Raw genomic sequence first — 26,768 nt, forward strand, 5'->3', positions numbered from 1 at the left:
TGATGGCCCCGAACCGCCCTGGGGGGTACCAGCCATGACGGAACGCCAGCTGCGTATCCGGCGCACCATCTTCGAACGCGACGCCGAACTCGCCGCGGTGGACGAGGCGCTGGCCGAGCTCACCGGCCCCGAGCCCGGATCCGCCACCGGCGGCGGCCTGCTCGCCTTCGCAGGTCCCGCCGGACTCGGCAAGACCACGCTCCTCAACGAGATCAGCCGCCGGGCCCACGCCCGCGGCTGCACCGTGATGAGCGCCCGGGGCGGCGAGATGCAGACGAGCGTGCCCTTCTACGTGGCCCGCCAGCTCATCCAGCCGCAGCTCGCCCGGATCCCCTCGCCCGAGGTCCGCGAGAGCCTCGGCAGCTGGTACTCGATCATCGGCCCCGCCCTCGGACTGACCGCCGCCGAGGCGGTGCCCCCGGACCCGCAGGGCCTGCGCGACGGCCTCGACTGGGTCCTCACCCACCTCGTGGTCCAGCGCGCCCCGGTGGTCCTGCTCCTGGACGACGCCCACTGGACCGACTCCGAGTCCCTGGGCTGGCTCTCCGCCTTCGCCTCGCGCACGGCCCACCTCCCGCTGCTCCTCGTCGTCGCCTACCGGCCCGACGAACTGCCCGACCACGCCGAGTCCTTCCGCTTCCTCCCCGGCCGGGCGGGCCAGCGGCCCATCACCCTCGACCCGCTCACCCCCGACGCGGTCGGCCGGCTGGTCCGCGAGACCGTCGGCGAACAGGCCGACGACGCCTTCTGCCGCGAGTGCTGGGCCGTCACCGCGGGCAACCCCTTCCACGCCGTCGAGCTCTCCGAGAAGGTCCGCGACCGCGGACTGACCCCCGACGAGACCGGCGCCGCCTCCCTGCGCGACCTCGCCGCCGCCCAGCGCGGCAGCGGATTCGTCGCCCGCCTCGAACGGCTCGGCCCCTCCACCGTCCGCTTCGCCTGGGCCTGCGCCGTCCTCGGCACCGCCGTGCCCCAGGAACTCGCCGCCCGGGTCGCGGCCGTGGGAGCGGAGGAGGCCGCCGACGCCACCGAGCGGCTCCGCGACGCCCGCATCCTCTCCAGCACCGTCTCACCCGGGGCAACCTGGAGTTCGAGCACCCCCTGATCGCCACCGCCGTCTACCGGGCCATCCCCGACGCCCTGCGCGTCGGCATGCACGGCGAGGCCGCCATGGCCGTGGTCGACGCGGGCCTCGGCGCCTCCGACGCCGCCCGGCACCTGCTGGAGACCCACCCCGAGGGCGACGACCGCGTGGTCCGCCTGCTGCGCGCGTCCGCCGCCGAGCACATGCGCACCGGAGCCCCCGCGGCCGCCCGGCGCCAGCTCGCCCGCGCCCTCCAGGAGCCGCCCGCCTACGAGGACCGCGCCGACGTCCTCTACGAACTGGGCTGCGCCTCCCTGCTCACCGAACCGGCCGCCACCGCCAACCACTTCCGCGCCGCACTGGAGGAGTCCGCAGAGGGCACCTCCCTGCGCCAGGGCATCGCCATCCGGCTCGCCCAGGCCCTCGCGCACAGCAACCGCCACGGCGAGGCCTCCGCCGTACTCGGCGAAGAGATCGTCAAGGCCCCGGACGCCCGCGCCAAACTGCGGCTGCAGGCGGAGCAGTTCATGTGGGACGCCTTCCGCTCCGACGAACCCGACTCGCCCGCCCGCTCCCGGCGGCTGGCCCGGCTCGCCGACCGCCTCGCCGGCCGCGACCTCACCGAGCGGTACATCATCGGCCTGCGCGCCTGGGACGCCACCCTGCGCGGCGAGCCCGCCGAGACCGTCCTGCACCACTCCCGGCGCGCCCTCGGCGAGGAGCTGAGCTGGGCCGACCCCGACCGCGGTTTCGAACTGCCCCTGGTCGTCGCCCTCACGTACATGTACGCCGACCGCCCCGGCCGCGCCGAGGAGCTCTTCGCCGCCGGAACGGCCGAGCTGGAGCGGCTCGGCTGGCGCGGCGCCCACCTGTCCTTCGCCTACAGCCTGCTCGGCTACATCCGCTTCCGGCGCGGCCGCCTCATCGAGGCCGAGGACTACGCCCGCTCCGGCCTGCGGCTCGCCGAGCGCGTCGGCCGCCGCACCCCCGTGCACTGGTACGCCGTCACCATCCTCATCCAGGTCCTGCTCGCCCGCGGCCGCACCGCCGACGCCTGGCAGCTCGCCCGCGAGCACGAGTTCGGCGAGCCCTACCCCGAGGCCATGGTCTTCCCCGACCCGCAGACCGTGTACGCCGAGCTGCTCCTCGCCCGCGGGGACCGCAAGGCGGCCGTCGCGGAGCTGGAGGCCGTGGGCCGGCGGCTGACCCCGCGCGGCATCCAGAACCCGTCCTGGTGCCCCTGGCAGCTCCACCTCGCCCGCGCCCTCGCCAAGGACGACCCCGAGCGGGCGCGCGCCCTGGCCGAGGACGCCATCCGCCGCGCCCGCGCCTTCGGCACCGCCTCCGCCGTCGGCCAGGCCCTGCGGATGGCCGCCGACGTCACCGGCACCGGCCTCGAGGAGGCCGTGGAGACCCTCTCCGCCTCACCCGCCGGATACGAGCTCGCCTGCGCGCAGGTTGCCCTGGGTATCGACCTGCGCAGGCCCTCCGTCCTCCACGAGGGCCTGGAGTCCGCTGTGGCCTGCGGCGCCGACGGGCTGGCCGCCACCGCCCGCGAGGCCCTGTCCGGGGTCGGCTCCCGGCCGCGCCCGTCGCTGGCCGGAGGCGCCGAGCTGACCGCCCGCGAGGAGCAGGCCGCCCGGCTCACCGCCGCCGGCGAACCCCTCTCCAAGGTCGCAGCGGCCCTGTCCACCAGCGAGGCGGAGGTGTCCCGGCTGCTCTCCTCGGGCTACCGCAAGCTCGGCACGGACCTCGCCGGACTCAGGGAAGCCCTGTCCTGACCGGGTGGGCCGGGCCCCTTCCCCACCCGAGGGCCGGGGAGGGGGTCCGGCCACGTACCATGGCGGCATGTCCTTCCTCCGCCGCCGCAGCGCCGCCACCCCCGCGGGCCCGGACTTCGACGTCCTGGCCATGGACCCGGGGGACTGGCCGGGGAACCTCGGGGCCGGGCTGCTCCCCGCCCCCGACGGCAGCTGCCAGGGTGTCTTCCTGCGCTACGACCTCTTCGGCGGCCGCGGCCCCGCCATGATCATCGGTAACCTCCCCGAGGGCTCGCCCGCCCGGGAGCTCGCCGACAAGGAGGTCCCCTTCGAGGTGGCCCAGCTGCTCGCCGCACTGGAGAACGACGAGGAGGTCGAGGTCACCGGCGTCGAGGACTGCCCCGTCATGCAGGGCGACAACCTCCTCATCGTCCGGAAGGTCAAGCTCTCCGAGACCCGGATCTCCTGCGTCCAGTTCGACCGCAGCGACAACGTCCTCGTGACCATCGCCAGCTGGGACCGGCCGATCACCGACGACCTGTACGCGCTGCTCAAGCCGCTCCCGGCGGAACTCTTCCAGCAGGGCTGACCGGACGGCCGCCGGGCCGCACGGCCCGGCGGAGCCCCGCGCGGCTCAGGCCCCCGCGATATCGTTCGCGGCGATGTAGCCGAACGTCATCGCGGGCCCGATCGTGGACCCCGCGCCCGCATAGCTGTGCCCCATCACGGCCGCGCTCGCGTTGCCCGCCGCGTACAGTCCCCGGATCACCGAGCCGTCCTCGCGCAGCGCCCGCGCCCGCTCGTCCGTGACGATCCCGCCCTTCGTCCCCAGGTCCCCGGGGACGATCCGGAAGGCGTAGAACGGCGGCGCCCACACCGGGGCCAGGCAGGAGTTCGGGCCGACCGCCGGATCCGTGTAGTAGTGGTCGTACGCCGTCGCCCCGCGCTGGAAGTCCGGGTCGGTACCCGACCACGCCTGGGCGTTGAACCGGCCCAGCGTGGCCCGCAGGGCCGCCGCCGGCACCCCGATCTGGCCCGCCAGCCCGTCCCAGCTCCAGGACGTGCGCACGGCCCCGGCCTCGTACCAGGCGTCCGGGAAGGCCAGGGTCGGCAGCACGTCCTTGAAGAGGTACTTGTTCCGGTAGTTCTGGTCCACGATCAGCCAGGCGGGGATGTGCGAACCCGGCCGGCCCCGGTCCTTCTCGTACATCACGTGCACGACGTCGCTGTACGGAGCGGCCTCGTTGACGAACCGCGCCCCCGCCGCATTGACGATCAGCCCGCCCGGCAGGGTCCGCTCCGCGAGGCAGAAGTACGGCTCGCCCGGCAGCGGGATCGACGGCCCCCACCACGCGTCCTCCATCAGCGCCAGCGCCGCCCCCGCCCGCCGGCCCGCCCGGATCCCGTCCCCGGTGTTCTCCTTCGCCCCCACCGACCACTGCGTGCCGATCGGCTGCTGCTGGTACTCGGCCCGCATCTGCGCGTTGTGCTCGAACCCGCCCGAGCCCACCACCACGCCCCGCCGTGCCCGCACCACCGACCGGACGCCGCCCCGCTCGACCACCACCCCCGTGACCGCCCCGCCCTCCTGCACCAGGTCCACCAGCGGGGTGTCCAGCCAGACCGGCACGCCCGCCCGCATCAGCCCCGCCCGCAGCCCCGCCGCCAGGGCCTGCCCCATCGTGAGGGGCTTCTCCCCGCACAGCGCGGCCTTCGTGCCGCGGGCCAGGCACTCCGTGGAGACGGCCAGCCCCCTGGCGTTGACCGCGGCCAGCGTCAGCCACTTGTAGTCCTGGCTGAACACCACCATCCCGGCGGGCACCGGCATGTACGCCGGGTTCAGCCGGGCCAGTTCGGCCCCGAGCACGTTCCCGTCCAGCTGGTTCGGCTCGATCGACCGGCCGCCCGGCAGCCCGCCCGGCAGGTTCGGGTAGTAGTCGCTGTACCCGGGCATGAAGCGGAACTTCAGCGGGCTGTGCGCCATCACGAAGTCCAGCATCCGCGGCCCGTGCGCGAGGAAGGCCTCGCGGCGGGCGGCCGGCACCTCGGGCCCGACCACGGCCGCCAGGTACGCGGCGGCCTTCGCCGGGGTGTCCGGGACCCCCGCGGCCAGGATCACGCTGTTGTTCGGCAGCCAGATCCCGGCCCCCGAACGGGCCGCCGACCCGCCGAAGGTCGGGGCCTTCTCGACCACCACACAGCTCAGCCCGCGCGCCGCGGCGGTCAGGGCTGCCGTCATCCCGGCGGCGCCGGAACCGACCACGACCACGTCGAACTCGCCGAGCACGGGCCCCTCCTGGGCCCGGGCCGCCGACAGCGGGAGCCCGGCCGCCAGGGCGCCGGCGCCGGCCCCGGCGAGCACGGTCCGGCGGGAGGGGAGGGACGGTGAAGCGCTTGCGGACATGGGCGGGCTCCATCGGGAGGGGAGGCGGGCGGGCCGGCGCGTCGGCGGAGCACCAGACACCTGATGTCCCGTCAGAAGGTGTTCCGGGGATCATGTGATGTCAAGGCGCACGCGGGGTGCGGGCCCCGCACACGAAGAATCCCGCGGTGCGGACAAGGGGGTGTCCGCACCGCGGGATTGCACTGCTCCCGGGCCGCCGGGAGTGCTCTGGGGGGAGGGGTGGAGCTCCTGCCGGGAGGCGGTGCCCGGACGGGTACGCATGGGTTGTCGGCTGCCCACGGGCCGTCAGGACACCTCCGCCCCCGCGGCTACCGCGTGCCCACCGCCGCCCGTACCGCCCGCCGCGCCATGCCGCAGTCGTCGTGCAGCCTGCGCAGCAGCAGCCGCTGCTCCTCGCCCGAGCTCATCGGGGAGCCGGGGACCCCGGCACCCGGCAGCACCGGGGCCGCCGCGTTCATGGAGCGCTGCACCGCCAGCTCGTACGTCCGGATCTCCCGGGTCAGCACGAGCATCAGGTTCAGCAGGAAGGCGTCCCGCGACACCGGTCCGGCGGCCTGGGCCAGCTGGCTGATCTGGCGGCGGGCGGCCGGGGCGTCCCCGAGCACCGTCCACAGGGTCGCAAGGTCGTACCCGGGCAGGTACCAGCCCGTGTGCTCCCAGTCGAGCAGCACCGGGCCCGCCGGGGACAGCAGCAGGTTCGACAGCAGGGCGTCACCGTGGTTGAACTGCCACTGCCCGCCCGCCTGCGCCACCCCGTGCAGCAGCTTCTGCAGGTCGCCCAGGTCCCGGTCGGTCAGCAGGCCGAGCTCGTGGTACCGGGCGATCCGCGAGGCGTAGTCCAGGGGCCGCCCGAACAGCTCGGCCGGCGGCCGCCACTGGTTCACGCGGCACACGGCCCCGAGCGCGGCCCTGACGTCGGGGCGCGGCGGCGCCTCCACGGGGTGGCGCTGCAGGGCTGCCACCCGTCCGGCCATCCGCTCCACCACCAGCGTGCAGTTCTCGGGGTCCGCGGCGATGAGACGCGGGACCCGGACCGGCGGCCGGTGCCGGACGAACGCCCGGTACGCAGCTATTTCGTGCCGGTAGCGCTCGGCCCAGGCCGGCGAGTGGTCCAGTAAAACCTTGGCGACGGCGGTCGTCCGCCCGGTGGTGCCCACCAGGAGTACGGACCGTCCGCTGCGCCGGAGCACCTGGACCGGTGCGAACTCCGGACAGATCCGGTGCACCGACGCCAGGGCGGTGCGCAGCTGCGCCCCCTGGGGCCCGGACAGGTCGAGTCTTCCGCTGAGCGGCTGGGAGCCGGCGGCCGCCAGCCTCCTGGCCCGTACGGTCCCCGGAGCCGGGGCCGGGCCGCGCCCGGGTTCGAGATAGGGGCCGCCACCGCCGGCCTGGAAGGTGCGGTAGGGCCGGACGGGCGCGGACACGGAGGACGATGCTGCGTACATGGCGGATACGGATCCCTTCGTGCGCCGACGAGTTGCGTACGCCTTCCCGTCCCGGACCGGTCGGAGCGGATGCCGCTGCGGTCTGCCGTTCGGAGCCGAAGGCTTCCGAGTGGCTTCCGGGCGACTTCCGCACGGGGTGCGAACGGAACGGACACCCTGGGGAGTGCAGTTCCTTCGCAGTCCCGCACGGTCCGTTTCCTGCGCGGCGACCGGGTCGGGGAGGCGCATTCCTACCTGACACCCGCGGGTGGGTGGCGGACCACATGGCCCCCCCTGGCGAAGCCTGGCGAATAGTCGCTCGGCATCTGACGGCGGGTTACTGTCAACACAGCCGAGAACCTGGGGGCTTGACGTGAGCAGAGGACCCAACACCCGCCTGAACGACCTGTTCGGCCTGGCCGGCTGGTCCAAGGGCGAACTCGCGAGGCTGGTCAACCGGCAGGCGGCGGCCATGGGCCACCACCAGCTGGCCACCGACACCTCGCGGGTGCGGCGCTGGATCGACATGGGGGAGACCCCGCGCGAACCGGTTCCGACGGTGCTGGCGGCGCTGTTCACCGAGCGGCTCGGCCGTGTCGTGACCATCGAGGACCTCGGGTTCGTACGGCAACGGCGCGCCGCCAGAAGCAAGTCGCAGGGGGCGAAGGAGAACCCCGACGGTCTGCCCTGGGCGCCGGAACGCACGGCTGCGGTCCTCACCGAATTCACGGGAATGGACCTCATGCTCAACCGACGCGGACTGATGGGCGCGGGAGCCGCGCTCACCGCCGGCTCGGCGCTCAGCGGCGCCATGCACGACTGGCTGCACGCCGACCCGGCCCTCACGTTGGACGCCCCCCGCTACGACAACCCCCTGCACGCCGACCCCATGGGCTACGACCGCTACGAGGCCGCCCCGATCGGGGGAGAGGAGATCGACGCCCTGGAGCGGTCCGTCGAGGTGTTCCGCGCCTGGGACGCCTCCCGCGGCGGCGGACTCCAGCGCAAGGCGGTCGTGGGCCAGTTGAACGAGGTGGGCGGGATGCTCGCCTACCACCACCCCGACCACCTCCAGCGCCGGCTGTGGGGCGTGGCCGCCAACCTGGCCGTCCTGGCCGGCTGGATGTCCCACGACGTGGGCCTGGAGCCCACGGCCCAGAAGTACTTCGTCATCGCCGCCCACGCGGCCCGGGAGGGCGGCGACCGCCCCCGCGCCGGGGAGGCCCTGTCCCGGGCGGCCCGGCAGATGGTGCACCTGGGCCGGCCGCACGAGGCCCTGGACCTCATGGAGCTCGCCAAGTCCGGCTCCGGGGAGGAGACCCTGCCGCGGACCCGCGCCATGCTGCACACCATCGAGGCCTGGGCGCAGGCCGCGATGGGCCGCGGGCAGGCCATGCGGCGCACCCTCGGCGAGGCCGAGGACCTGTTCGTCTCCGACAAGACCGATGTGCCGCCGCCGAGTTGGATGCAGCACTTCGACGAGGCGGACATGCACGGGATGCAGGCGCTGGCCTTCCGCACCCTGGCGGACCACGACTCCTCGGCGGCGGTGATCGCCCAGCGGCACGCCAAGGAGGCGCTGCGGCTGCGGGCTTCGGGCCACCAGCGCTCACAGATCTTCGACTTCATCTCGATGGCCTCGGCCTGCTTCATCGCCGACGACCCCGAGCAGGCGGACCGGTACGCGCGGCTCGCCCTGGTGTCCATCGGCGAGACCTCCTCGCACCGGACCTGGGACCGGCTGCGGGAGATGTACCGGCTCACGGGCCAGTACGCGGGCTACGCGAAGATCGAGGACCTCCGCGAGGAGATCAGGACGGCGCTGCCGAAGAGCCCTGCGCGCAAGGGGCGGACCACGGAGATCTGAGGGTCCGCGCCGGGGGCCGGAGGGCTCCCGTCGGACACCGGGGTCCCACACGGGGGACCCGGGGGATCAGCCGCCCACCCGGGCGACGAGCACGCACGCGTCGTCCGCCCGTCCGGGTGCGTCGAACTCCTCCAGCACGGTACGGACACAGTCCTGGGCGGAACGCGCCGCGGTGAACCGGGATGCGAGGGCCAGCAGCCTCGCAGCCCCGTCGGTGTGCCCGTACCCGCCCCTGCGGGGCTCCAGCCCGTCGGTGTGCAGGACGAGTACGTCGCCCGCCTCCAGGGCCACTTCGGCCTGCCCGTACCCGGCTCCCGAGGTGGCTCCCAGCAGGACGCCCTCCGGGGACTGCAGGGCGCGCCCCGCGCCCCCGCGGAACAGCAGCGGGGCGGGGTGGCCGGCCTGCGCCCAGGACAGGGTGCGGGTGGCGGGGTCGAAGCGGCAGCAGACGGCGCTGCCGAGGGCGGGCTGGGCGGAGGTCTCCAGCAGCTGGTTGAGCCAGCCCATCAGGGGGCCCGGCTCGATGCCGGCCATGGCCATGCCGCGCAGCGCGCCGAGCATCATCGCCATGCCGGAGGTGGCGGTGACCCCGTGTCCGGCGAGGTCGCCGACGGTCAGCATCGAGCTGCCGTCGGGCAGTTCGAGGGCGTCGTACCAGTCGCCGCCGACGAGGGAGCCGACGGTGGCCGGGAGGTAGTGGGCGGCGAGGTCGAGGGCGCCCGTACTGCCGTACGGGAAGCGGAGGGCGCCGCGCCAGGGCGGCAGGACCGCCTCCTGGAGCTCGACCGCGAGCCGGTGCTCGGTCTGGGCGATCTGGTGGTGGCGCTGGAGGGAGTCGCGGGTGTCGTGCACGGCCCGCTGGCTGCGGCGCAGTTCGCTGACGTCGCGCAGGACCGCCCACATGGTGGCCGTGCACCCGTCCTCGTCGAGCACCGGCTCGCCCCGCATGTGGAGGGAGCGGACCCGGCCGTCCGCGCGGAGGATCCGGAACTCCCCGTCGATGGGCTTCCCGTCCACGAGGCAGTCCGTGACCATGGCCGTCATCAGCGGCTGGTCTTCGGGCACCAGGGTGGAGCCGAGCTCGTCGAGGGACAGCGGTCCGGCCTGCGGGGCGCGGTCGAAGATCTGGTACAGCTCCTCGGACCAGCTGACCTCGTCGGTGAGGAGGTTCCACTCGGCGGTGCCGAGCCGGCCGGGGGCCGGGAGGGCCGGGGCCGCAGCGCCGGGGTCCGGTCCGGCGGAGGGGGCCGGGACCGCGTCGAGGAGTCCGCGGGCGGCGGCCGCGGCGGGGGGCAGGCCCTCCCTGAGCTGGCCGAGCTGCTCGCCGAGGTCGTCGAGGTGGTGGACGGCCAGGTCGCACAGGGCGCGCTGCCAGCGGCCGTGGGCGTCGTGGTCGTCGGCGACGGTGTCCCGGCGGACCGCGTCCACCTCGCCGCGCAGCCTCCGCGTCTGGGTGATGAGCGCGTCCACGGGTCCGGGCCCGGGCGGCTGCGCGGGGCGGTCCGCGAAGAGGTGGGGCGGCATGGGGAACTCCGATACAGGCGCGGCGCGGCCGGACATACGGAAGGCCGGCTACGACTCTTGCACAGCGTCCGGAGGCCTGTAAGGGCTTTGGCAACATCCGTTGCACGGATGCTTCCGGCATATGTCAAAGGCCTCCCGGGCCCGCTGTCCTGTGCGAACAGTTCCGGTCAGCGGGCCCGGGAGGGGAGGGACTGCCGGGCCGCGCGGGGGAGCGCCCCGGCGCGGCCCGGGGGAGTCAGGACACGGTCAGGGGCACCGGGTGGATCTCGTCGGCGGGGTGCCCGGCCCGCTCGTGGATCCGCTGCACGGCCTCCGCGGACGGGGCCTCGGACAGGCAGTACACGACGCCCGAGGCCGGGTCGGCCCAAGCCCGTTCGAAGTGCACCTTCTCGTCCTTCTCGATCGCGAGGTCGGCCCGGTGGGCCGCCATGAGCTGCTCCGACGTGATGCCCTTCATGCCGGTGTGGACGTCCATGAACTTGGCCATGTCCGCACACCTCCTTCGGTCGGGGGTCCTCCCCCCATCGTGCCCCGCCCCGGGGGGTGTGGCCAGCGGCCGGAAATCGCCTGTGCGGTGCCTGCCGGGTGCGGGGCCGGGTACGGGGTCCCCGTACCCGGGAGGGAAGGGCCCGTGCGGCCAACTGCCGCCCCGGGCCGCCGGTCCGCGGATCCCGCGGCTTCCGTCCCCGGCGACCGGTCGCTACTCTACGTGCCGGTAACGACCGGGGCGGGCCCGGCGCCGGGCACAGGGCGGGGCTGGGGCATGACAGGGCAGGGCGCGGGCGGCACCCGCGGCACGGACCGGCGCGGCTTCCTCACCGGGCTGCTCGCCGCCCCCACGCTGGCCGTCGCCACCCGGATCGGCGCCGACGCGCTCGCACCGCAGACCGCCCATGCGGTCGTCCCCTCGCTGCCCGCCCCCGCGGACCTCGTCGACCTCGGCGACCTGTTCATCATCGCCGGGGCGCCCACCGCCCACCTGCTCGTCCTGACCGTCGAAACCGACGGCTCCGTGCACTTCCGGCTGCCGCGCGCCGAGGTCGGCCAGGGCCTGACCACCGCCGTGGCCATGCTCGTCGCCGAGGAGCTCGACGTCCCGCTGGCCACCGTGCGCATCGCGCTGGAGGACGCCCGGCCCGAGCTGCTGTTCAACCAGCTCACCGGCAGCTCCAACGCCATCCGCTCGCTCTACGGCCCGGTCCGGCAGACCGCGGCCGCCGCCCGCGCCCGCCTCGTCGCCGCCGCGGCCCGCTCCTGGTCCCTTCCCGCCGCCTCGCTGACCACCCGCGACGGGGCCGTCCACGCCCCGGACGGGCGCTCCGCCGGGTACGGGAGCCTCGCCGAGGCCGCCGCCGACCCGGGGCTCGCCGTCCTCGGCGCCGGCCCCAAGCCCCCCTCCCGGCACACCCTCGTCGGCACCCCCCAGAACCGCATTGACGCCCGCGCCATGGTCACCGGCCGCCAGGAGTACACCCTCGACCTCGACGTGCCGGGCGCCAAGCCCTGCGTCCTGCGCCGCCCGCCCAGCGTCGGCGGCACCGTGCGCGCCGTGGCCAACGCTCCCGAGGTGCGGGCCATGCCCGGGGTGCTGCACGTGGTCACCGTCCCCACCGGGGTCGCCGTCGTCGCCGAGACCTTCGGACAGGCCCTGGACGCCCGCGCGGCCCTGCGCGTGGACTGGGGGCCCGGTCCCGCCGACGCCCTCTCCGACGCGCAGATCCGCGCCAGGCTCAAGGCCGCCGTCCCGCCCCTGCTGGTGCCCCCGCTGCTCACCCTGCACCTCGACGCGGAGTTCGACTTCGCGTTCGTCAGCCACGCCCCGCTGGAGACCAACTCGGCCGTCGCCGACGTGCGTCCGGACCGCGCCGAGATCTGGTCCGGTCTCAAATCGCCCATCGTGGCCCAGCAGACCATCGCCGCCGCGCTCGGACTGCCCCAGGACAAGGTCACCGTCCACGTGGTGCAGGCGGGCGGCTCCTTCGGGCGCAGGCTGTTCTTCGACGCCGCCCTGGAGGCCGCCCTCGTCTCGAAGGCCTGCGGCCGTCCCGTCCGGCTCATGTGGACCCGCACCGACGACATGCGCCACGGCCGGATGCGCCCCGCCAGCCACCACCGGATGCGGGCCACCTTCGCCCTCGGCGAGGTGCTCAGCTTCGAACACCGCGTCGCGGCCGCCGAGACGGACTTCCGGCACGGCCTCGGCGAGATCCTCACGGCCACCGCCGCCAGCCTGCCCGCCGGGATCGGCAACGCCACCTTCGCGCAGACCCTCTTCCTCACCACCGTGAAGTCCCCGTACCACTTCGGACTGACCACCCAGCTCCTCAACGAGGTGCCGACCGGCATCCCCACCGGCTCCTGGCGCTCGGTGTACTCCGCCAACACCCGCGGGGCGGAGGAGGTGTTCGTCGACGAGCTCGCCCGCCGGCTCGGCCGGGACCCGGTCCAGTTCCGGCGCACCTTCCTGAAGAACGCCGCCCAGCGGGCCGTCCTCGACAAGGTGGCCGCCGAGGGGGAGTGGGGCCGCGAACTGCCGCCCGGCTGCGCCCAGGGGGTCGGCTTCCACGAGGAGTACGAGTCCCGTACCGCCGTCCTGGTCGAGATCGACACCCGGGACCCGGAGCACGTGCGCGTCACCAAGGCCGTCATCGCCGCCGACGTGGGCCGCGCCGTCAACCCCCGCGGACTGGAGGCCCAGCTCCTCGGCGGGCTCACCGACGCCATCGCGACCACCCTGCGGGCCGGCCTGCACATCGACAAGGGGCTCCCGCTGGAGGGCAGTTACAGCCAGTTCCACTACGCCCGCCAGCGCGACACCCCCCGGGACGTGCGCATCTTCGTGATGCCGGCGACCGGGGAGCCCGGCGGGGCCGGCGAGCTCGGCGTACCCGCCGCGGTCGGGGCCATCGCCAACGCGTACGCCCGCGCCACCGGTACGAAGCCGCGCAGCTTCCCCCTCGACTTCGACGTCGACTTCACCCCCTTCCCCCGCTAGCCAGGAGCCCCGCCGTGCCCTCGCACACCTTCACCGTCAACGGGCGCAGCGTCACCGTCGACGCCCCCGACGACCTCCCCCTGCTGTGGGTACTGCGCGACCTGCTCGGCATCCGCGGCCCCAAGTACGGCTGCGGCATCGACGTCTGCAAGGCCTGTACCAGCCACCTCGACGGGGCCGAGGTGCGGCCCTGCGTGGTGCCCGTGGCCCAGGCCGCGGGCCGGGAGGTGACCACGATCGAGGGACTCGCGGGCGGCGCCGACGGGGACGACCTGCACCCCGTGCAGGAGGCCTGGCTCGAACAGGACGTGGCCCAGTGCGGCTACTGCCAGCCCGGCCAGATCATGGCCGCCGTCGCCCTCCTCAAGCGGACCTCCGAGCCCACCGACGAGGACCTCGACGCCATCGCCAACATCTGCCGCTGCGGTACGTACTTCAGGATCCGCGAGGCGATCCGCAGCGCGGCCGCCCGGATGCGGTAGGCCGCTCCTTCCAGGTGCGGCCGGGACCCGGCGGGCCCGGTGCTCCCCCGTAGCTGTGTACGGCACCGGGACCGGCCGGCCCTGCTGCCGGATCCCCCGCGGACCCCGGGGTTCACCCCCGTCGTACTGCGCTCCCCGCCGGGGTCCGCCCGGCACGGACCAAACTAGGCGGGTGCGGCCCGCCCGGCAGGGTTCGCCCTGCACAGTGGCCGGACGAGACCGGTTTCACAGCGCACACCCACCACCGGGTGGTTGAATCCCGGAAGTTGACCGGGCGCCGACCGGAGTCGACCGGACCCGACCGGAGCCGACCGGGGGCGGGTCCCGCTTCCGCTGCCGCCCCGCACCGAAGGGGGGCCGGCCGTGCCGGACCGTTCCGAGGACATCCTCAAGGCCCACCGGCTCGCCCTCACCGGCGGATCCCCGGCCCTGCTGCGCTGGCTCGCCGCGCGCAGCGGCGGCTGGGTGGGCCTGGTCTCCGCGGCCGGCGCCGTACTGCCGCCCGCCCCCGCCGCCCCGGACCCGCAGACCGCCGCGCAGCTGGCCGGGGCCGCTGCCGAGGCCGGGGCGCGCGGGGTGCGCTCCGCCGTGCTCGACGGGCCGGGCCGCACCGTCCTGCTCTTCGTGCTCGACGAGCCCGCCGGCGCCCCCGGCACCGGGCGCGCCCTCGCCGCCGCCGTCCCGCGCCCCTGCCCGCCGGAGCTGCCCGGCCTGCTCGCCGACGCCGCCGTGCCGCTCGCCCTGACCCTGCGCGCGGAGGAGGCCGGGGAGCGCGACCGGCGGGCCGCCCTGGCCGATTCCCGGGCCCGCGAAGCCGTGCTGCACCTGCTGATGAACGGCAGGCTCTCCCCGGCCCGGCAGGTCGCCGAGGCCCTGACCCCCGCCCTCCCCGATCCGATGCGGATGTACGTCGTCGAAGCCCCGGCCGGGCGCCGCGCGGCCCTGGCGCGGCTGTGCGCCGAACTGACCGGCGGGGGCGCCTGGAGCGTGCCCTGCCCCGTCTACGTGCGCCACCTCATCGTGCTCGTACCCGGCGGGCCCGGCGGCCCGGGCGGCGCGGGACCGGGCCGGGACCCGCTCGCCGAGGCGCTGGCGGGCGAGGCCCCCGACTGCGTCGTAGGGGTCAGCGGGGAGCTGCACCTGTCGCAGGCGCCCGCCGCCTACGGCCAGGCCTTCCACGCCCTGGCGGTGGCCCGCGGCCGCCCGGAGCGGCACGCGCGCTTCGGCGCCGGGCCCGAACTGGCCCTCGCCGCCCACGAGGCGGGCGCCGGCTGGGCCGCGGGATTCCTCGCCCCGCTGCACGCGTACGCCCCGCGGCGCCCGCAGGACCCGGGGGCCCGGGAGCTGCGGGCCACCGCCCACGCCTGGCTGAACTTCACCTCGCACGCCACCCGGCTCCTGAAGATCCACCGCAACACCCTCGCGACCCGGCTGCGGCTGGTGGAGTCGGTGCTCGGGGTGGACCTGCGCAGCCTCGCCGACCAGTCGGCGCTCTCGCTCGCCCTGCGGCTGACCCCGGGCGGCGAACCCGGCGGTACGGACTTCCCCCTCGGCCCGGACCTCCCGCCCGCCCCCGACCTCCACCGCGGCCCGGACGTCCCGGCAGGCGCGAAGCCCCCGGCAGGCCCGGACCCCGCGATCGGCCGCGACCCCGCGATCGGCACGGCCCCCGCGGCAGGCCCGGCCCCCGCGGCAGGCGCGGGCGCCCCCGAGCCCCCTGCCGGTGCCGCCCGCCCCGCCGCGGGCGCACCCGCGACCGCGCACGCCGGGCTGGACGCCCTGCTCACCCGGCCCGCCCTGGCCGACTGGGCCCGGGCCCAGCTGCGGCCGCTGGCCGGGGAGCAGGCGCCGTCCGGGGCCCGGGAGACCCTGCGCACCTGGCTGGCCCACGACGCGCAGCTCGTGCCGACCGCGGCCGCCCTGGGGATCTCCGTACCCGGCGCCCGCAAGCGGCTGGCCCGGCTGGAGCTGCTGCTGGAGCGCTCGCTGCTCGCCTCGCCGAGCGCCCGGCACGACCTCTGGATCGCCCACCGGGCCGAGCAGCTCGCGGGCACCTGACCCGTTCCTCCCGCCGCTGCCGGGCCCGCGCCCCCGTGTGTCACAGCGGGCCGCGGGGGCGGAATGCGCCGATCATGCCCGAATGAGGCGAATCCATCCGAAGCGCGTCCTGGTCGGCGAGCCGCTCGACACCGCACGGCTGGGCGAGACCCTGCTGCCCAAGCGGCTCGCCCTGCCGATCTTCTGCAGCGACCCGCTCTCCTCCGTCGCCTACGCCACCGAGGAGATCCTGCTGATCCTCGCCCTCGGCGGGGTCGCCCTGCTCCACCTCACCTGGTACGCCGCGGCCGCCATCGTCTTCCTGCTGGTCGTGGTGATCGCCTCCTACCGGCAGACCTGCCACGCCTACCCCGGCGGCGGCGGGGCGTACGTCGTCAGCGCCGAGAACCTCGGGCCGACCGCGGCCCTCACCGCGGCCAGCGCCCTCCTCGTGGACTACGTCCTGACGGTCGCGGTGTCCGTGGTCTCCGGGGTCTCCGCCATCACCTCGGCCGTACCCGCCCTGCACGACCACAAGGTGGGCCTGTCGGTGGGCTTCGTGGTGCTGCTGACCGTGATGAACCTGCGCGGAGTCCGCGAATCGGGCCGGGTCTTCGCCATCCCCACGTACGGGTTCGTCCTCGTCATCTACGCCATGTTCTGCTTCGCGGCCTACCGGGCGGCCACCGGCGAGAGCGTCCGCGCCGAGTCCGCCGACCTGCCGATCACCGAGGCCGGCACCTACACCGGGCTCGCCCTGGTCCTGCTCGCGCTGCGGGCCTTCGCCTCCGGGTGCACCGCCCTGACCGGCGTGGAGGCCATCAGCAACGGGGTCCCGGCCTTCCGCAAGCCCAAGAGCCGCAACGCCGCCACCACCCTCGCCCTGATGGGCCTGCTGTCGGTCACCATGTTCGCCGGGATCACCGTCCTCGCGATGGCCTACGAGGTGCACGTGGCGGAGGACCCCGTCCAGCTCGGCCTCGCGCCCGGCACCCCGACCTCCACCGCGCTCGCCCAGATCGGCCGGGCCGCCTTCGGCGACCTGCACGTGCTCTTCTACCTGCTCCAGGCCGTCACCGCCGGGGTCCTGGTCCTCGCCGCGAACACCGCCTTCAACGGCTTCCCGATGCTCGCGTCCATCCTCGCCCGCGACAAGTACGCGCCCCGGCAGCTCTACAACCGCGGCGACCGGCTGGTCTACTCGAACGGCGTCGTGCTGCTCGCCCTCGCCGCGATCGGCCTGATCGTCGCCTTCGACGCCGAACTGACCCGCCTCATCCAGCTCTACATCATCGGGGTGTTCGTCTCCTTCACCCTCTCGCAGGCCGGCATGGTCCGGCACTGGAGCCGCGAACTCGCCGCCCCCGCCACCCCGGCCGCCGAACGCCCCCGCATCCACCGGCGGCGGCTCATCAACGCCGTCGGCGCCGCCATGACCTCCGTGGTGCTCGTCATCGTCCTCGTCACCAAGTTCACGCACGGCGCCTGGCTGGTCGTCATCGCCATGCCGCTGCTCTTCCTCGGCATGAAGGGCGTCCGCCGGCACTACGACGAGGTGGCCCGCGAGGTCGCCCTCGCACCGGGCGCCACCGCCCGGATGCCCGCCCGCCACCACGTGGTCGTGCTCGTCGCCTCCGTCCACGCCCCCACCCTGAAGGCCCTCGGCTTCGCCAAGGCCCTGCGGCCCGACACCCTCACCGCGCTGACGGTCGCCGCCGACGAGGACGCCGGCCCGCTGCTGGCCCAGTGGGAGGCGTACGACCTCGGGGTCCCGCTGAAGATCCTGCACTCGCCGTACCGCGAGGTGGTCCGCCCCGTCCTCGCGTACGTCCAGGAGCGGACCGCCGAGGACCCCGCCGCGATGGTGTCGGTGGTCATCCCGGAGTACATCGTCGGCCATTGGTGGGAGCAGCCCCTGCACAACCAGAACGCGCTGCGCCTCAAGGCGCGGCTGCTCTTCACCCCGGGCGTGACCGTCATCGACGTGCCGTACCGGCTCGCCTCGGCCCGGAAGTAGGGCTCCGTGGCACCGGCTGGTTCCGGACACCGCGCACCCCGCCGCCCGGCGGGGCGGCCCCGCGGCGGGGTTAGGATCACGGCGTGATGACGGGTGGGTCACGTTCCGGTACCCGGGGCGGCCGTGCGACGGCCGCCCTGCGCCTGCTGGCCGTGGCCGGACTCGTCCTCCTCGGGCTGCTGCTCACCCATGCGGCCGCACCGGACGCGGCGGCCGCCCATGCGGGCGCGCCCGCCGCGTCCGCCGCAGCCCCGGACCACGGCTGCGCCGGATCCGGCGACCCGGACGGCGGACACGGCCACCACGGCCGGCACGGCGCCGCCCACGGAGCCGAGTCCTGCGTCCTCGCCCAGCCCCCGGCCGGCCCCCACCTCGGGGTGCCCGCCCTCTCCGTGCTCGGCTCGGAGTGCCGCGACGACAGCGCCCCCGCCGCGGCCCCGTGCGCCCACGTGCCCGCGGCCACCCGGGGGTTCGTCGTCCCGATAGCGCACGCGGCCCAGTCGGCCGTGGTGCGCCAGTAGGAGCCCCGGGCCCCGGGCCCGGGTCCGCACCGCCGGAACCCGCCCCCGCGCACCGCGCCCCCGCCGCCGTACGGCCCCCCAGGCCCCGTACGGCCGCCCCCGCGCACCCGGAACGCCGCCCCGCCGCACCCGCGGCGGCCGGCCCCCGCCCGCCGCCCCGCCCCGGCGGCGGGCCGCCCCGCGCGCCCGCCCGGGCCCGTCCCTCTCGACGCCTGCGCACCCGTCCGCACCGAACCGAGAGCGAGACCGTGAACACTCCCACGGAGACCAACCCGCCCACCCCGGCCGCTGCGCCCCCCGCGGCGCCCCGCCGCCCGGCCCCCGCCCCCGGCGGCGCCACCCTGGCCGGGCTGGTCGGCAACACCCCCGTCCTGCGGGTCTCCCAGCCCTTCACCGGGCCCGACCGCGGCTTCTGGGCCAAACTCGAGGGCTTCAACCCCGGCGGCATCAAGGACCGGCCCGGCCTCCACATGGTCGAACGCGCCCGCACCCGCGGCGAACTGCAGCCCGGCCGCACCATCGTCGAATCGACCAGCGGCACCCTCGGCCTGGGCCTCGCCCTCGCCGGCATGGTCCACGGGCACCCCGTCACCCTCGTCACCGACCCCGGGCTCGAACCCTCCATGGTCCGCCTCCTGACCGCCCACGGCGCCCGCATCGACACCGTCGCCGAACCCCACCCCGAAGGGGGCTGGCAGCAGGCCCGCCGCGACCGGGTCGCCGCCCTCCTCGCCGCCGAACCCGGCTCCTGGTGCCCCGACCAGTACGGCAACCCCGACAACGTCGCCGCGTACGCGCCCCTCGCCCTCGAACTGGCCTCGCAGCTCGGCCACATCGACGTCCTGGTGTGCAGCGTCGGCACCGGCGGCCACTCCGCCGGGATCTCCCGCGTCCTCGGGCGGATCCAGCCCGGACTGGAGCTGGTCGGCGTGGACACCGTCGGCTCCACGATCTTCGGGCAGCCCGCCCGCCCCCGCCTGATGCGCGGACTCGGCTCCAGCATCCACCCGCGCAACGTGGCCTACCCCAGCTTCTCCGAGGTGCACTGGGTCGCCCCCGCCGAGGCCGTCTGGGCCTGCCGGCGGCTGGCCGCCTCCCACTACGCCACCGGCGGCTGGAGCGTCGGCGCCGTCGCCCTGGTCGCGGGCTGGCTCGCCCGCACCCGCCCGCGCGGCACCCGCATCGCCGCGGTCTTCCCCGACGGGCCCCAGCGCTACCTGGAGACCGTCTACGACGACGCGTACTGCACCCGGCACGGACTCCTCGGCGGCGAACCCGCCCAGGGGCCCGAGGAACTCGCCCACCCCGGCGAACGCGAGGTCACCCGCTGGACCCGCTGCGCCCGCGTCCTCGACCCCGTCGCCGGGCACGAGACCGCCGCCGGGGACCGGCCCGCCGACGGGGGGACCCGGTGAGCTCCCGCTCGCTGCTCGCGCAGACCCGCTCCTACGACCGCAGCGTCCGGCTGCTGCTGGTCAACCAGTTCAGCATCAACCTGGGCTTCTACATGCTGATGCCCTACCTCGCCCAGCACCTGTCCGGCGGGCTCGGACTGGCCGGCTGGATCGTCGGACTCGTCCTCGGCGTACGGAACTTCAGCCAGCAGGGCATGTTCCTGATCGGCGGCACCCTGGCCGACCGGCTCGGCTACAAACCCCTCATCGTGGCCGGACTGCTGCTGCGCACCGCGGGGTTCGCCACCCTCGGGCTCGTGGACTCGGTGCCCGCCCTGATCGCCGCCTCCGCCGCCACCGGCTTCGCCGGGGCGCTGTTCAACCCCGCCGTGCGCGCCTACCTCGCCGCGGAGGCGGGGGAGCGCCGCATCGAGGCCTTCGCCCTGTTCCACGTGTACTACCAGGCCGGCATCCTGGCGGGCCCGCTCGTCGGGATGCTGCTGGCGGGGGCCGGGTTCCGGCTCGTGTGCCTGGTGGCCGCCGCGGTGTTCGCGGTCCTGGGCGCCGTACAGGTCAGGGCCCTGCCCGCGCGCCGCGGGGAGGCCGGTGCGCAGGCGGGCGGCGGTGCCCGGGAGGGGGTGCTCGCCCAGTGGCGGGGCATCCTCGCCAACCGGAGGTTCCTGCTCTTCGCCGCCGCGATGAGCGGTTCGTACGTCCTGGGCTTCCAGGTCTACCTCGCCCTGCCCCTGGAGGTCCGCCGGGTGGCCGGCACCGGCACCGCCGCCACCGTCGCGACCGCCCTGCTCTTCGTCGTCTCCGGGCTCGGGACCGTACTGCTCCAGACCCGGGTGACGGCCTGGTGCCGGGCGCGGCTGCAGCCCGGCCGGGCCCTCGCGGCCGGACTGGCCTGCATGGCGGCGGCCTTCCTGCCGCTGCTGGCCGCGGCCGCCGTGCCGGTGCCGGGGGCGGGACCGGCGCGCTGGGCGCTCGCGGCGGGGCCGCCCGCGCTCGCCGCGCTGCTGCTGGCACTGGGCACCATGGCCGCGTACCCCTTCGAGATGGACGCGATCGTCCGCCACTGCGGGGAGCGGCTGGTGGCCACGCACTACGGGCTCTACAACACCGTCGTGGGGGTGGGCGTCACCGTCGGGAACCTGGCCGTGGGCGCGGCCCTCGGCGCGGCGGGCGGCAGCGCCCCGGCCGCCGTCTGGGCGGGCCTGGCCGCCTGCGGGCTGGCCTGCGCGGCCGCGGTACGGGCGGGGATGCCGCAGCGCCGCCCCGCGGCCCGGCCCGCGGCGGACGCGGCGCGCGGGGCACCGGAGGCGGCGGGCTGAGGGGAGGGGGCGGCCGGGCCCGGGGGACGCGATCGGCTGACGGGGAGGGCCGCCGGGGTCCGGGCCGGTGTCCGGGCCTGTCGCGGGGGCCGCAACCCCGGGCCCGGTGGCCGGGCCCGGCCGGCCCGGTCCTCAGGCCCCGCGGGCGGCGGTGATGAACGCCTCGATGAGGGCGGGGTCCTTCACCCCGCGGGAGCTCTCCACCCCGCTGGAGACGTCCACGCCCCACGGGGCGACGGTGCGGACCGCCTCGGCCACGTTGCCGGGGTGGAGCCCGCCCGCCAGCAGCCAGCGGCCTTCGGGGGCGGGGAAGTCCCCGGACCCCCAGTTCCACGGCCTGCCCGAGCCGGGGTCGGGGGAGTCCAGCAGGAGCAGGTCCTCGCCGAGCTCCCCGCAGCGCAGCCGCCCGCCCGTGGCGGCCGTGGCACGCAGCAGGGTGCGGCCGGGCAGGCGGAGCCCGGCGTAGTACTCGGGCCCCTCGTCCCCGTGCAGCTGCACGGCCCGCATCCCGCTCTCCTCGGTGAGGGCCCGCACCTCGGCCAGGGGCTGGCCGCGGAAGACGCCGACGGTCAGCACGTCCGCGGGGACGCGGGCGGCCAGCCGGCGGGCGGTGGCCGCGTCGACCAGCCGGGGACTGGCGGCGAAGACGAACCCGACGGCGGCGGCCCCGGCTCCGACGGCGGCGTCCACGTCCCGCTCGGTCCGCAGCCCGCAGATCTTGATGAACAGGTCACTCATGGGCCCCAGTCAACCACCCGCCCCGCCGGGCCGGCCGCCCGCCGGGAGCGGAACAGCTTCCGCTTGCGGCCGCCGAGCATCAGATGATCTTAGGGTCAGCTCTACGCGAGTCCCCTGGTCCGGAGGGGGAAGAGGGACTTACATGGCTTACGGCACTCCGTGTCGCCCGGTGCCACCGGCACCGCCGCTCCGACTCGTTCGCACACCGGAGGAGCACCGATGGCCGCTGAACCCGCACCGAAGGACGCCGCCCCCACCCTCATCGGTTCCGTGCAGCGGGCGTTGCGCCTCGTCGAGACCCTGCACGCGCAGGGGCCCGTCACCGCCAAGCGCCTGGCCCGCCTCACCGGGATCCCGCTCCCGACCACGTACCACCTGCTGCGCACCCTGACGCACGAGGGCTATGTCCTGCGCGACCAGGGGGCGTTCCGCCTCGCGGAGGGCCTCCCCCTCGCGTCCTGACCGCGGATGCCCCTGCGACGCGGCCCAACGGGCCCGTGCGGCCGGGGTGTCGGGGCGCGCCCCGCGCCGGATCCCGGGAACTGGCCGCCGGCCGCCCTCAGTCACGCGGCACCCGACCGGAACCCGCCTCCGGCCCCGCCTCCGCCCAGCGCATCCCGAGGTCGTCGAGCGCGGAGACCCGCTCCGCGCTCAGGCGGTGCGCGCGGCTGCGGGCGTTGGCGATCCACGCGCCCAGCCCGTACGTCGTCCCGCCCACCTCCTCCACGTGTCCGCGCGGCACCCGCAGGTGCCCCTCGCGCCGCCGGAACTGCCGGGCCGCCGCCAGATTGGCCGCCCACTTCTCGGCATGGCCCACCCGGGTCCGCGGCTGCTCCGCCGCAGCCGCCGGGACCACCCCGAGCGTGTGCTCCAGCAGCCAGCGCTGCGCCAGCTCGAGCCGGTCCCAGCCGGCGGCCTGGGCCCGGACCCAGGCCCCCAGGTCCTCGCCCTGCACCACGGCCTCGCCCGGCCGGTGCGGCAGCCGCCCGCTGGCCTCGAACTCGATCCGCGCCAGCCGGAACCGCCGCTGCCAGGAGATCGGCCAGTCCGGGCACCAGGCCGGGTCCAGCTCCTCCAGCGCCTCCCGCCGCTCCTCCGGCAGGGCCCCGGGGGCGCCCGGCCCGCGCCGGGCCGCCGCCCGGTTGTTCTTCAGCCAGATGCCGACGGGGTAGCCCCGCCAGGCGGCCTCGACCGGGGCGAGCAGGTGCCCGTGCTCCGCCGCCCAGCCGCGGGCCGCGGCCAGCCCCTCCTCGAAGGCCACGTCGAAGTGCGACCACACCATCCCGAGGGCGTCCAGCTGCGCGGTCCGCTGCGCCGACAGCCGCCCCCGCTTGTGGGCCCGGCGGGCGTCGGCGATCCACTGGCCCAGCGGGAACCCGGCCAGCGGCTCCGGCCAGGCCTCCCGCGGGGTCCCCGCCCGGTAGCCGAAGGGCACCTTCAGGTCGCCCTCCAGCCGTGCGTACACCTGCGCGGCGGCGATGCCCCGCTGCCAGTGCATGTTCTCGGGATTCAGGATGCGCAGGCTGATGAAGGCCGCCAGCACCGCCGGGTCCCGCGGCGTGGAGAATTTCAGCAGCTGCCGGGCCGGTGCGCTCAGCCCCGGCGCCGCCGCGCTGCGGCCACGGCCCGCCTGCTGGTACGCGCCGGGGGACTGGGGCTGCGCCAGCGCCTCCACCACGCGGGCGTCGTGCGCCCGCAGGGCCTCCAGCAGCCGGGCCAGGTCCCCGTACGCCCGGGAGCCCAGCATCGCGTCCGGCTCCTCGCCGGGCCCCAGCAGCACCGGGACCACCAGCGAGGCCACCTTGCCCTCGCCCGGCCGGATCCGCAGCGCCCGCCCGACCGCCTGCACCAGATCGGGCATGGAACCGCGCAGGTCCGCCCAGAACACCGAGTCGCAGGAGCGGGTGTCCACCCCCTCGCCGAGCACCCGCACCGAGCTGAGGAAGCCGTGCTCCGCCCGCGCGAACTCCTCCAGCACCTCCCGGCGGTGCGGCGGCCGGTGCTCCCCGCACAGCCAGTCGGCCCAGACCCCGCGCGGGAAGCCCGCCCGGTCGGCCTCGTGCAGCTGCCGGGCCACGGCGGGCAGCCCCGCCGCGAAGGCCTCGGCCTCCTTCGTCAGGTGGTGGAAGACCAGTGTGCGGCGCAGGCCCTCCTGGGCCGCCGCCTTCAGGGCCGCCGTCTGCAGCGCGGCCAGCCGCGCCCCGCGCACGGCGTCCGAGCGGGCGTCCGCGCCCAGCAGCAGCGCCGCCTGGAACCCGGCGTCGGTCACGTCCACGCACACGACCTGGTACGGGGCGACGATGCCGCGGTCGATGGCCTCCGACAGGGTCAGCTGGTGGCAGACCGCCCCGAACGGGCCCTCCGGGTCGTCCTCCATCGAGGCCACGAGCTCCGCCCCGTCCCCCTCCCGGACCGCGGCCGCGCCCGCCGGCCCGGCGCCGCCCGGCTCGCCCTCGTCCGGGCCCTGCCACAGCCGCGGGGTCGCGGTCATGTACAGCCGCCGGGCCGCCGGGATGCGGGCGTTGTCGTGGACGACCGCCCACGGCTTGCCGATCCGCCCCGAGGTGCGGTGCGCCTCGTCCACCACGACCAGGTCCCAGGCCCCCAGCCCCGCCCGGTGCGCCCGCTCCACGGTGCCCAGGCCCAGGGAGGCGTACGTGGCGAAGACCGTGGTGCTCCCGCGCCCGCGGCACCACGCCGCCAGCTGCTCGCCCGAGGTGGTGTTCGGGAACCCGGCCTCGGCCTCCCGCAGGGAGGAGACGCCCAGCACGGTTCCGTGCCGCCCGGCCTCCCGCCAGGCCGCGGCGGACTGCACCAGCAGGTCCAGGGAGGGGACGAGGACCAGCACCCGGCGGGCCCGCAGCTCCTCGGCAGCCCGGGCCGCCACGAAGGTCTTCCCGGAGCCCGTCGCCATGATCACCTGGGTCCGCAGCCCGCGGCCCGCGGCGCCGGAGCGGGCGCCCGGCGGCGGCTGGAGCGCGCGCAGCACGGCGTCCACGGCCTCCCGCTGGTGCGGCCGCAACTCCGTCCTCGCCATGTCGCTCCGCCTTCTCCCTGCCGGTCCCGGGCTCCTTCCGCCGCCCATTCTGGTACACGTGCGGCCGATCGGGCCGGGAACGCGGCAAGGCGGGCCCCGCTGGCCGGGCCTGCCCGGCCCGGGGCGGCGGCTCAGCCCCCTCCGGCAGCGGGCCCGGGGCGCCTGGTCAGCGGCTCCCCGGAGTGCGCGTCGAGCAGGACCCGGGTGCCGAGCGGCCGCTCCAGCACCACCTGCACCCGCTGGGAGAGCAGCTGCGCGGTGCAGGCGCCGGGCCGGTCCCCGCCCTTGATCCGCCCGCGCAGCACCACCGTCCCGGCCCCCTCCAGCACGTCCACGGCAGCCCCGTCGTCGCAGGCCCCGTGCCCCGCGACCACGGTCAGGGTCCGGCCGTCCGCCGCGACGGACTCGAAGGACATCAGCGGCATCAGGTCGTCCGAGGGGACCTCCGGACCCGGCACCCCGGCCGTCGGCAGGGGGGTGGGCGGAGCGGCGAGGTGGACGAGCGGACGGGCGTACCCGCGCAGGGTGAAGAACCAGGCGGGGACCTCGGCCGGGCCGCGGCTGGTCGCCACGGACGCGGTGCCGGAGCGGACCGCGGTGACGGTCAGGGAGCGCGGCCCGTCGGCAGTGCCGCCCGCGTCGAGCTGCGCGTACGCCTGCGCCGCGGACAGCGGGGCGACGCTGAGCGAACTGCCGTCCGTCCAGCGGACCCTGCCGGGCGCGGCCGCCTTCGGCAGGGTGAGCGCGGTGGCGAAGTCCTTGCGGTGGAAGGCCTCCTTGTCCCCGGTGCTGTGGAAGGCTCCCTCCGGCAGCCGGACCTGCTCCTCCAGCGGGAAGTAGCCGGTGCGCCAGGCCCGGGCCGCCGCCGAGCCCTCCCAGGCCGCGGCCACCTCCCGCATCCGCCGCCCCTCCGGCCCCTTCGGCACCTGCCGCTGCGGCGGCTCCGACGCGGCGGGCGTCCCCGCAGGGCCCCCGCCCCCGCCGCCGCCCGGTTCCCCGCAGCCCGTCGCCGCCGCGGCCAGCAGCACCGCCGCGGCCAGCGCCCTGCGGCCCGCCCTCCCCGTCTCCCGCTCCATGTCCTGACCGTCCTCCCGCGCTCCTGCGGTCCCGGATGCCGGACCGTCCGCCGGTTGGACCCCCGGCCGGGCGGTTCGGTTCCCGGGCGGTCCGGCTCCCCGGCCGGTACGCGCCTCAGCCTGCCGCGCCCGGGGCCTGCGGGGGCCGCAGCAGCGGGGGGTCGGCCGGGTCCGGGATCCGGTCCGACCAGCCGCCCGGCACGGCCCGCCCCTGCTGGGCGCGGAAGCGCACCGGCGCCGTACCCACCCGGCGCGCGAACAGCCGCGAGAAGTACGCCGGGTCCTCGTAGCCCACCCGGCGGGCCACCGCCGCCACCGGCAGCTCGGTCGCCGCCAGCAGCTCCTTCGCCCGCCCCAGCCGGATCCCCAGCAGGAAGTCCTTCGGGCTGCACCCCGCGCCCCGGCGCACCGCCGCCCGCAGCTCCGCCGGGCTCATCCCGTGCCGCGCCGCGTGCCCGGCCACCGACAGCGGCAGGAAGGCGTCGCGCGCCAGCGCCTCCAGCACCGGGTGCCCGTCCGGGGCGGTGTCCGCACGGGCCCGGCGCAGCACCACCAGCAGTTCGTGCACGGCCGCGGCCGTCTCCACCTCCAGCAGCGGGTTCCCGCGGTGCGCGGCCCGCGCGATCCGCGCCACCACGGCCCGCGCCCCCTCCGCCTCCCCGAGCGGTACGACCGGCCGCTGCGGATCGATGTACCCGAGCTCGGTGTACGTGTCGGCGGCGGGCCCGGTGAAGTCCACGAAGCACTCGTCCCAGCCGGTCGCCGGATCCGCCCCGTACTCGTGCTCCGTCCCGGGCACCAGCCAGATCAGCGCGGGGGCGGCGACGGGCGCCCGCCGCCCGTCCGGGGTCCGGAACCAGCCGCCGCCCGCCGAGACCACCACCGCCACGTGGTGGTCCAGCGTCCGCGGCCCGACCGGCGGCAGCACCCCGTACTGGAGGCCCACCCCCAGGCAGACCAGCCCCAGCCGGCGGTGCACCGGGCCGGGCGAGAAGTAGCGCATCCACGTGTGGTACATCCGCCCGCCCTCCCGGTGTCCAAGGACAGCCGATCTTTGTCCATGGACCCGCGGGC

General features: G+C 76.2%; 20 protein-coding genes. 12 read left to right on the top strand and 8 right to left on the bottom strand.

The window, feature by feature from the left end; translation table 11 throughout:
* The first annotated feature begins 34 nt into the window (after positions 1 to 34).
* From ACZ7JZ_RS08150 to ACZ7JZ_RS08160, 3 genes are all read left to right on the top strand, one after another.
* Complete coding sequence (locus tag ACZ7JZ_RS08150) at positions 35 to 1,105, top strand: ATP-binding protein (RefSeq protein WP_470934569.1); 1,071 nt, start codon at positions 35 to 37, stop codon at positions 1,103 to 1,105.
* Positions 1,106 to 1,152: 47 nt separating this feature from the next.
* Complete coding sequence (locus ACZ7JZ_RS08155) at positions 1,153 to 2,865, top strand: hypothetical protein (RefSeq protein ID WP_470934572.1); 1,713 nt, start codon at positions 1,153 to 1,155, stop codon at positions 2,863 to 2,865.
* A 67-nt stretch (positions 2,866 to 2,932) separates the two neighbouring features.
* Positions 2,933 to 3,433 (top strand): hypothetical protein, encoded by a 501-nt coding sequence (locus ACZ7JZ_RS08160; RefSeq protein WP_470934575.1) that lies wholly within the window; start codon positions 2,933 to 2,935, stop codon positions 3,431 to 3,433.
* Between the two features lie 45 nt (positions 3,434 to 3,478).
* On the opposite strand, the gene kstD is transcribed toward ACZ7JZ_RS08160, so the two are convergent.
* Both kstD and ACZ7JZ_RS08170 read right to left on the bottom strand, forming a co-directional pair.
* The gene (gene kstD, locus ACZ7JZ_RS08165; RefSeq protein WP_470934578.1) at positions 3,479 to 5,248 is read right to left on the bottom strand and encodes a 3-oxosteroid 1-dehydrogenase; all 1,770 of its coding nucleotides are present in this window, start codon (positions 5,246 to 5,248) and stop codon (positions 3,479 to 3,481) included.
* A gap of 308 nt (positions 5,249 to 5,556) precedes the next feature.
* Positions 5,557 to 6,693, bottom strand: a complete 1,137-nt coding sequence (locus ACZ7JZ_RS08170; protein ID WP_470934581.1) for an aminoglycoside phosphotransferase family protein — start codon at positions 6,691 to 6,693, stop codon at positions 5,557 to 5,559.
* A 352-nt stretch (positions 6,694 to 7,045) separates the two neighbouring features.
* Between ACZ7JZ_RS08170 and ACZ7JZ_RS08175 the strand changes: the two genes are divergently transcribed.
* Positions 7,046 to 8,539, top strand: coding sequence for a DNA-binding protein NsdB (locus ACZ7JZ_RS08175; protein WP_470934584.1), 1,494 nt, complete (start codon positions 7,046 to 7,048; stop codon positions 8,537 to 8,539).
* Positions 8,540 to 8,605: 66 nt separating this feature from the next.
* On the opposite strand, the gene ACZ7JZ_RS08180 is transcribed toward ACZ7JZ_RS08175, so the two are convergent.
* Positions 8,606 to 10,063, bottom strand: a complete 1,458-nt coding sequence (locus tag ACZ7JZ_RS08180; protein WP_470934587.1) for a PP2C family protein-serine/threonine phosphatase — start codon at positions 10,061 to 10,063, stop codon at positions 8,606 to 8,608.
* 235 nt (positions 10,064 to 10,298) lie between these two features.
* The gene (locus ACZ7JZ_RS08185; RefSeq protein WP_470934590.1) at positions 10,299 to 10,550 is read right to left on the bottom strand and encodes an SCO4226 family nickel-binding protein; all 252 of its coding nucleotides are present in this window, start codon (positions 10,548 to 10,550) and stop codon (positions 10,299 to 10,301) included.
* Positions 10,551 to 10,826: 276 nt separating this feature from the next.
* Between ACZ7JZ_RS08185 and ACZ7JZ_RS08190 the strand changes: the two genes are divergently transcribed.
* The 7 genes from ACZ7JZ_RS08190 to ACZ7JZ_RS08220 all read left to right on the top strand — a co-directional run bounded on the left by ACZ7JZ_RS08190 (position 10,827) and on the right by ACZ7JZ_RS08220 (position 20,843).
* Positions 10,827 to 13,058: a xanthine dehydrogenase family protein molybdopterin-binding subunit gene (locus ACZ7JZ_RS08190; RefSeq protein WP_470934593.1), complete on the top strand. Its 2,232-nt coding sequence runs from the start codon at positions 10,827 to 10,829 to the stop codon at positions 13,056 to 13,058.
* Between the two features lie 14 nt (positions 13,059 to 13,072).
* The gene (locus ACZ7JZ_RS08195) at positions 13,073 to 13,540 is read left to right on the top strand and encodes a (2Fe-2S)-binding protein (protein WP_470934596.1); all 468 of its coding nucleotides are present in this window, start codon (positions 13,073 to 13,075) and stop codon (positions 13,538 to 13,540) included.
* A gap of 363 nt (positions 13,541 to 13,903) precedes the next feature.
* Entirely contained in the window at positions 13,904 to 15,598 is a 1,695-nt protein-coding gene (locus ACZ7JZ_RS08200; RefSeq protein ID WP_470934599.1) for a PucR family transcriptional regulator, read from the top strand.
* An 82-nt stretch (positions 15,599 to 15,680) separates the two neighbouring features.
* Complete coding sequence (locus tag ACZ7JZ_RS08205; RefSeq protein WP_470934603.1) at positions 15,681 to 17,594, top strand: APC family permease; 1,914 nt, start codon at positions 15,681 to 15,683, stop codon at positions 17,592 to 17,594.
* Between the two features lie 83 nt (positions 17,595 to 17,677).
* Positions 17,678 to 18,115 (top strand): hypothetical protein, encoded by a 438-nt coding sequence (locus tag ACZ7JZ_RS08210; protein WP_470934606.1) that lies wholly within the window; start codon positions 17,678 to 17,680, stop codon positions 18,113 to 18,115.
* 248 nt (positions 18,116 to 18,363) lie between these two features.
* The gene (locus ACZ7JZ_RS08215; protein ID WP_470934609.1) at positions 18,364 to 19,530 is read left to right on the top strand and encodes a PLP-dependent cysteine synthase family protein; all 1,167 of its coding nucleotides are present in this window, start codon (positions 18,364 to 18,366) and stop codon (positions 19,528 to 19,530) included.
* On the top strand, positions 19,527 to 20,843 hold the full coding sequence (locus ACZ7JZ_RS08220; RefSeq protein WP_470934612.1) for an MFS transporter: 1,317 nt from the start codon (positions 19,527 to 19,529) through the stop codon (positions 20,841 to 20,843). The genes ACZ7JZ_RS08215 and ACZ7JZ_RS08220 overlap by 4 nt, the downstream gene beginning before the upstream one ends.
* A gap of 132 nt (positions 20,844 to 20,975) precedes the next feature.
* On the opposite strand, the gene ACZ7JZ_RS08225 is transcribed toward ACZ7JZ_RS08220, so the two are convergent.
* The gene (locus ACZ7JZ_RS08225) at positions 20,976 to 21,581 is read right to left on the bottom strand and encodes a phosphoribosylanthranilate isomerase (protein WP_470934615.1); all 606 of its coding nucleotides are present in this window, start codon (positions 21,579 to 21,581) and stop codon (positions 20,976 to 20,978) included.
* Positions 21,582 to 21,800: 219 nt separating this feature from the next.
* On the opposite strand from ACZ7JZ_RS08225, the gene ACZ7JZ_RS08230 reads away from it, so the two are divergent.
* On the top strand, positions 21,801 to 22,043 hold the full coding sequence (locus tag ACZ7JZ_RS08230; protein ID WP_470934618.1) for a helix-turn-helix domain-containing protein: 243 nt from the start codon (positions 21,801 to 21,803) through the stop codon (positions 22,041 to 22,043).
* Between the two features lie 97 nt (positions 22,044 to 22,140).
* Here ACZ7JZ_RS08230 and ACZ7JZ_RS08235 read toward each other — a convergent pair whose 3' ends face one another.
* The 3 genes from ACZ7JZ_RS08235 to ACZ7JZ_RS08245 form a co-directional block, all read right to left on the bottom strand.
* The gene (locus tag ACZ7JZ_RS08235; RefSeq protein ID WP_470934621.1) at positions 22,141 to 24,618 is read right to left on the bottom strand and encodes a helicase associated domain-containing protein; all 2,478 of its coding nucleotides are present in this window, start codon (positions 24,616 to 24,618) and stop codon (positions 22,141 to 22,143) included.
* Positions 24,619 to 24,749: 131 nt separating this feature from the next.
* Positions 24,750 to 25,694, bottom strand: coding sequence for a hypothetical protein (locus ACZ7JZ_RS08240; protein ID WP_470934624.1), 945 nt, complete (start codon positions 25,692 to 25,694; stop codon positions 24,750 to 24,752).
* Between the two features lie 115 nt (positions 25,695 to 25,809).
* The gene (locus ACZ7JZ_RS08245; protein ID WP_470934627.1) at positions 25,810 to 26,712 is read right to left on the bottom strand and encodes a helix-turn-helix domain-containing protein; all 903 of its coding nucleotides are present in this window, start codon (positions 26,710 to 26,712) and stop codon (positions 25,810 to 25,812) included.
* Positions 26,713 to 26,768: the final 56 nt, after the last annotated feature.

Source organism: Streptomyces sp. NPDC038213, assembly GCF_055600495.1.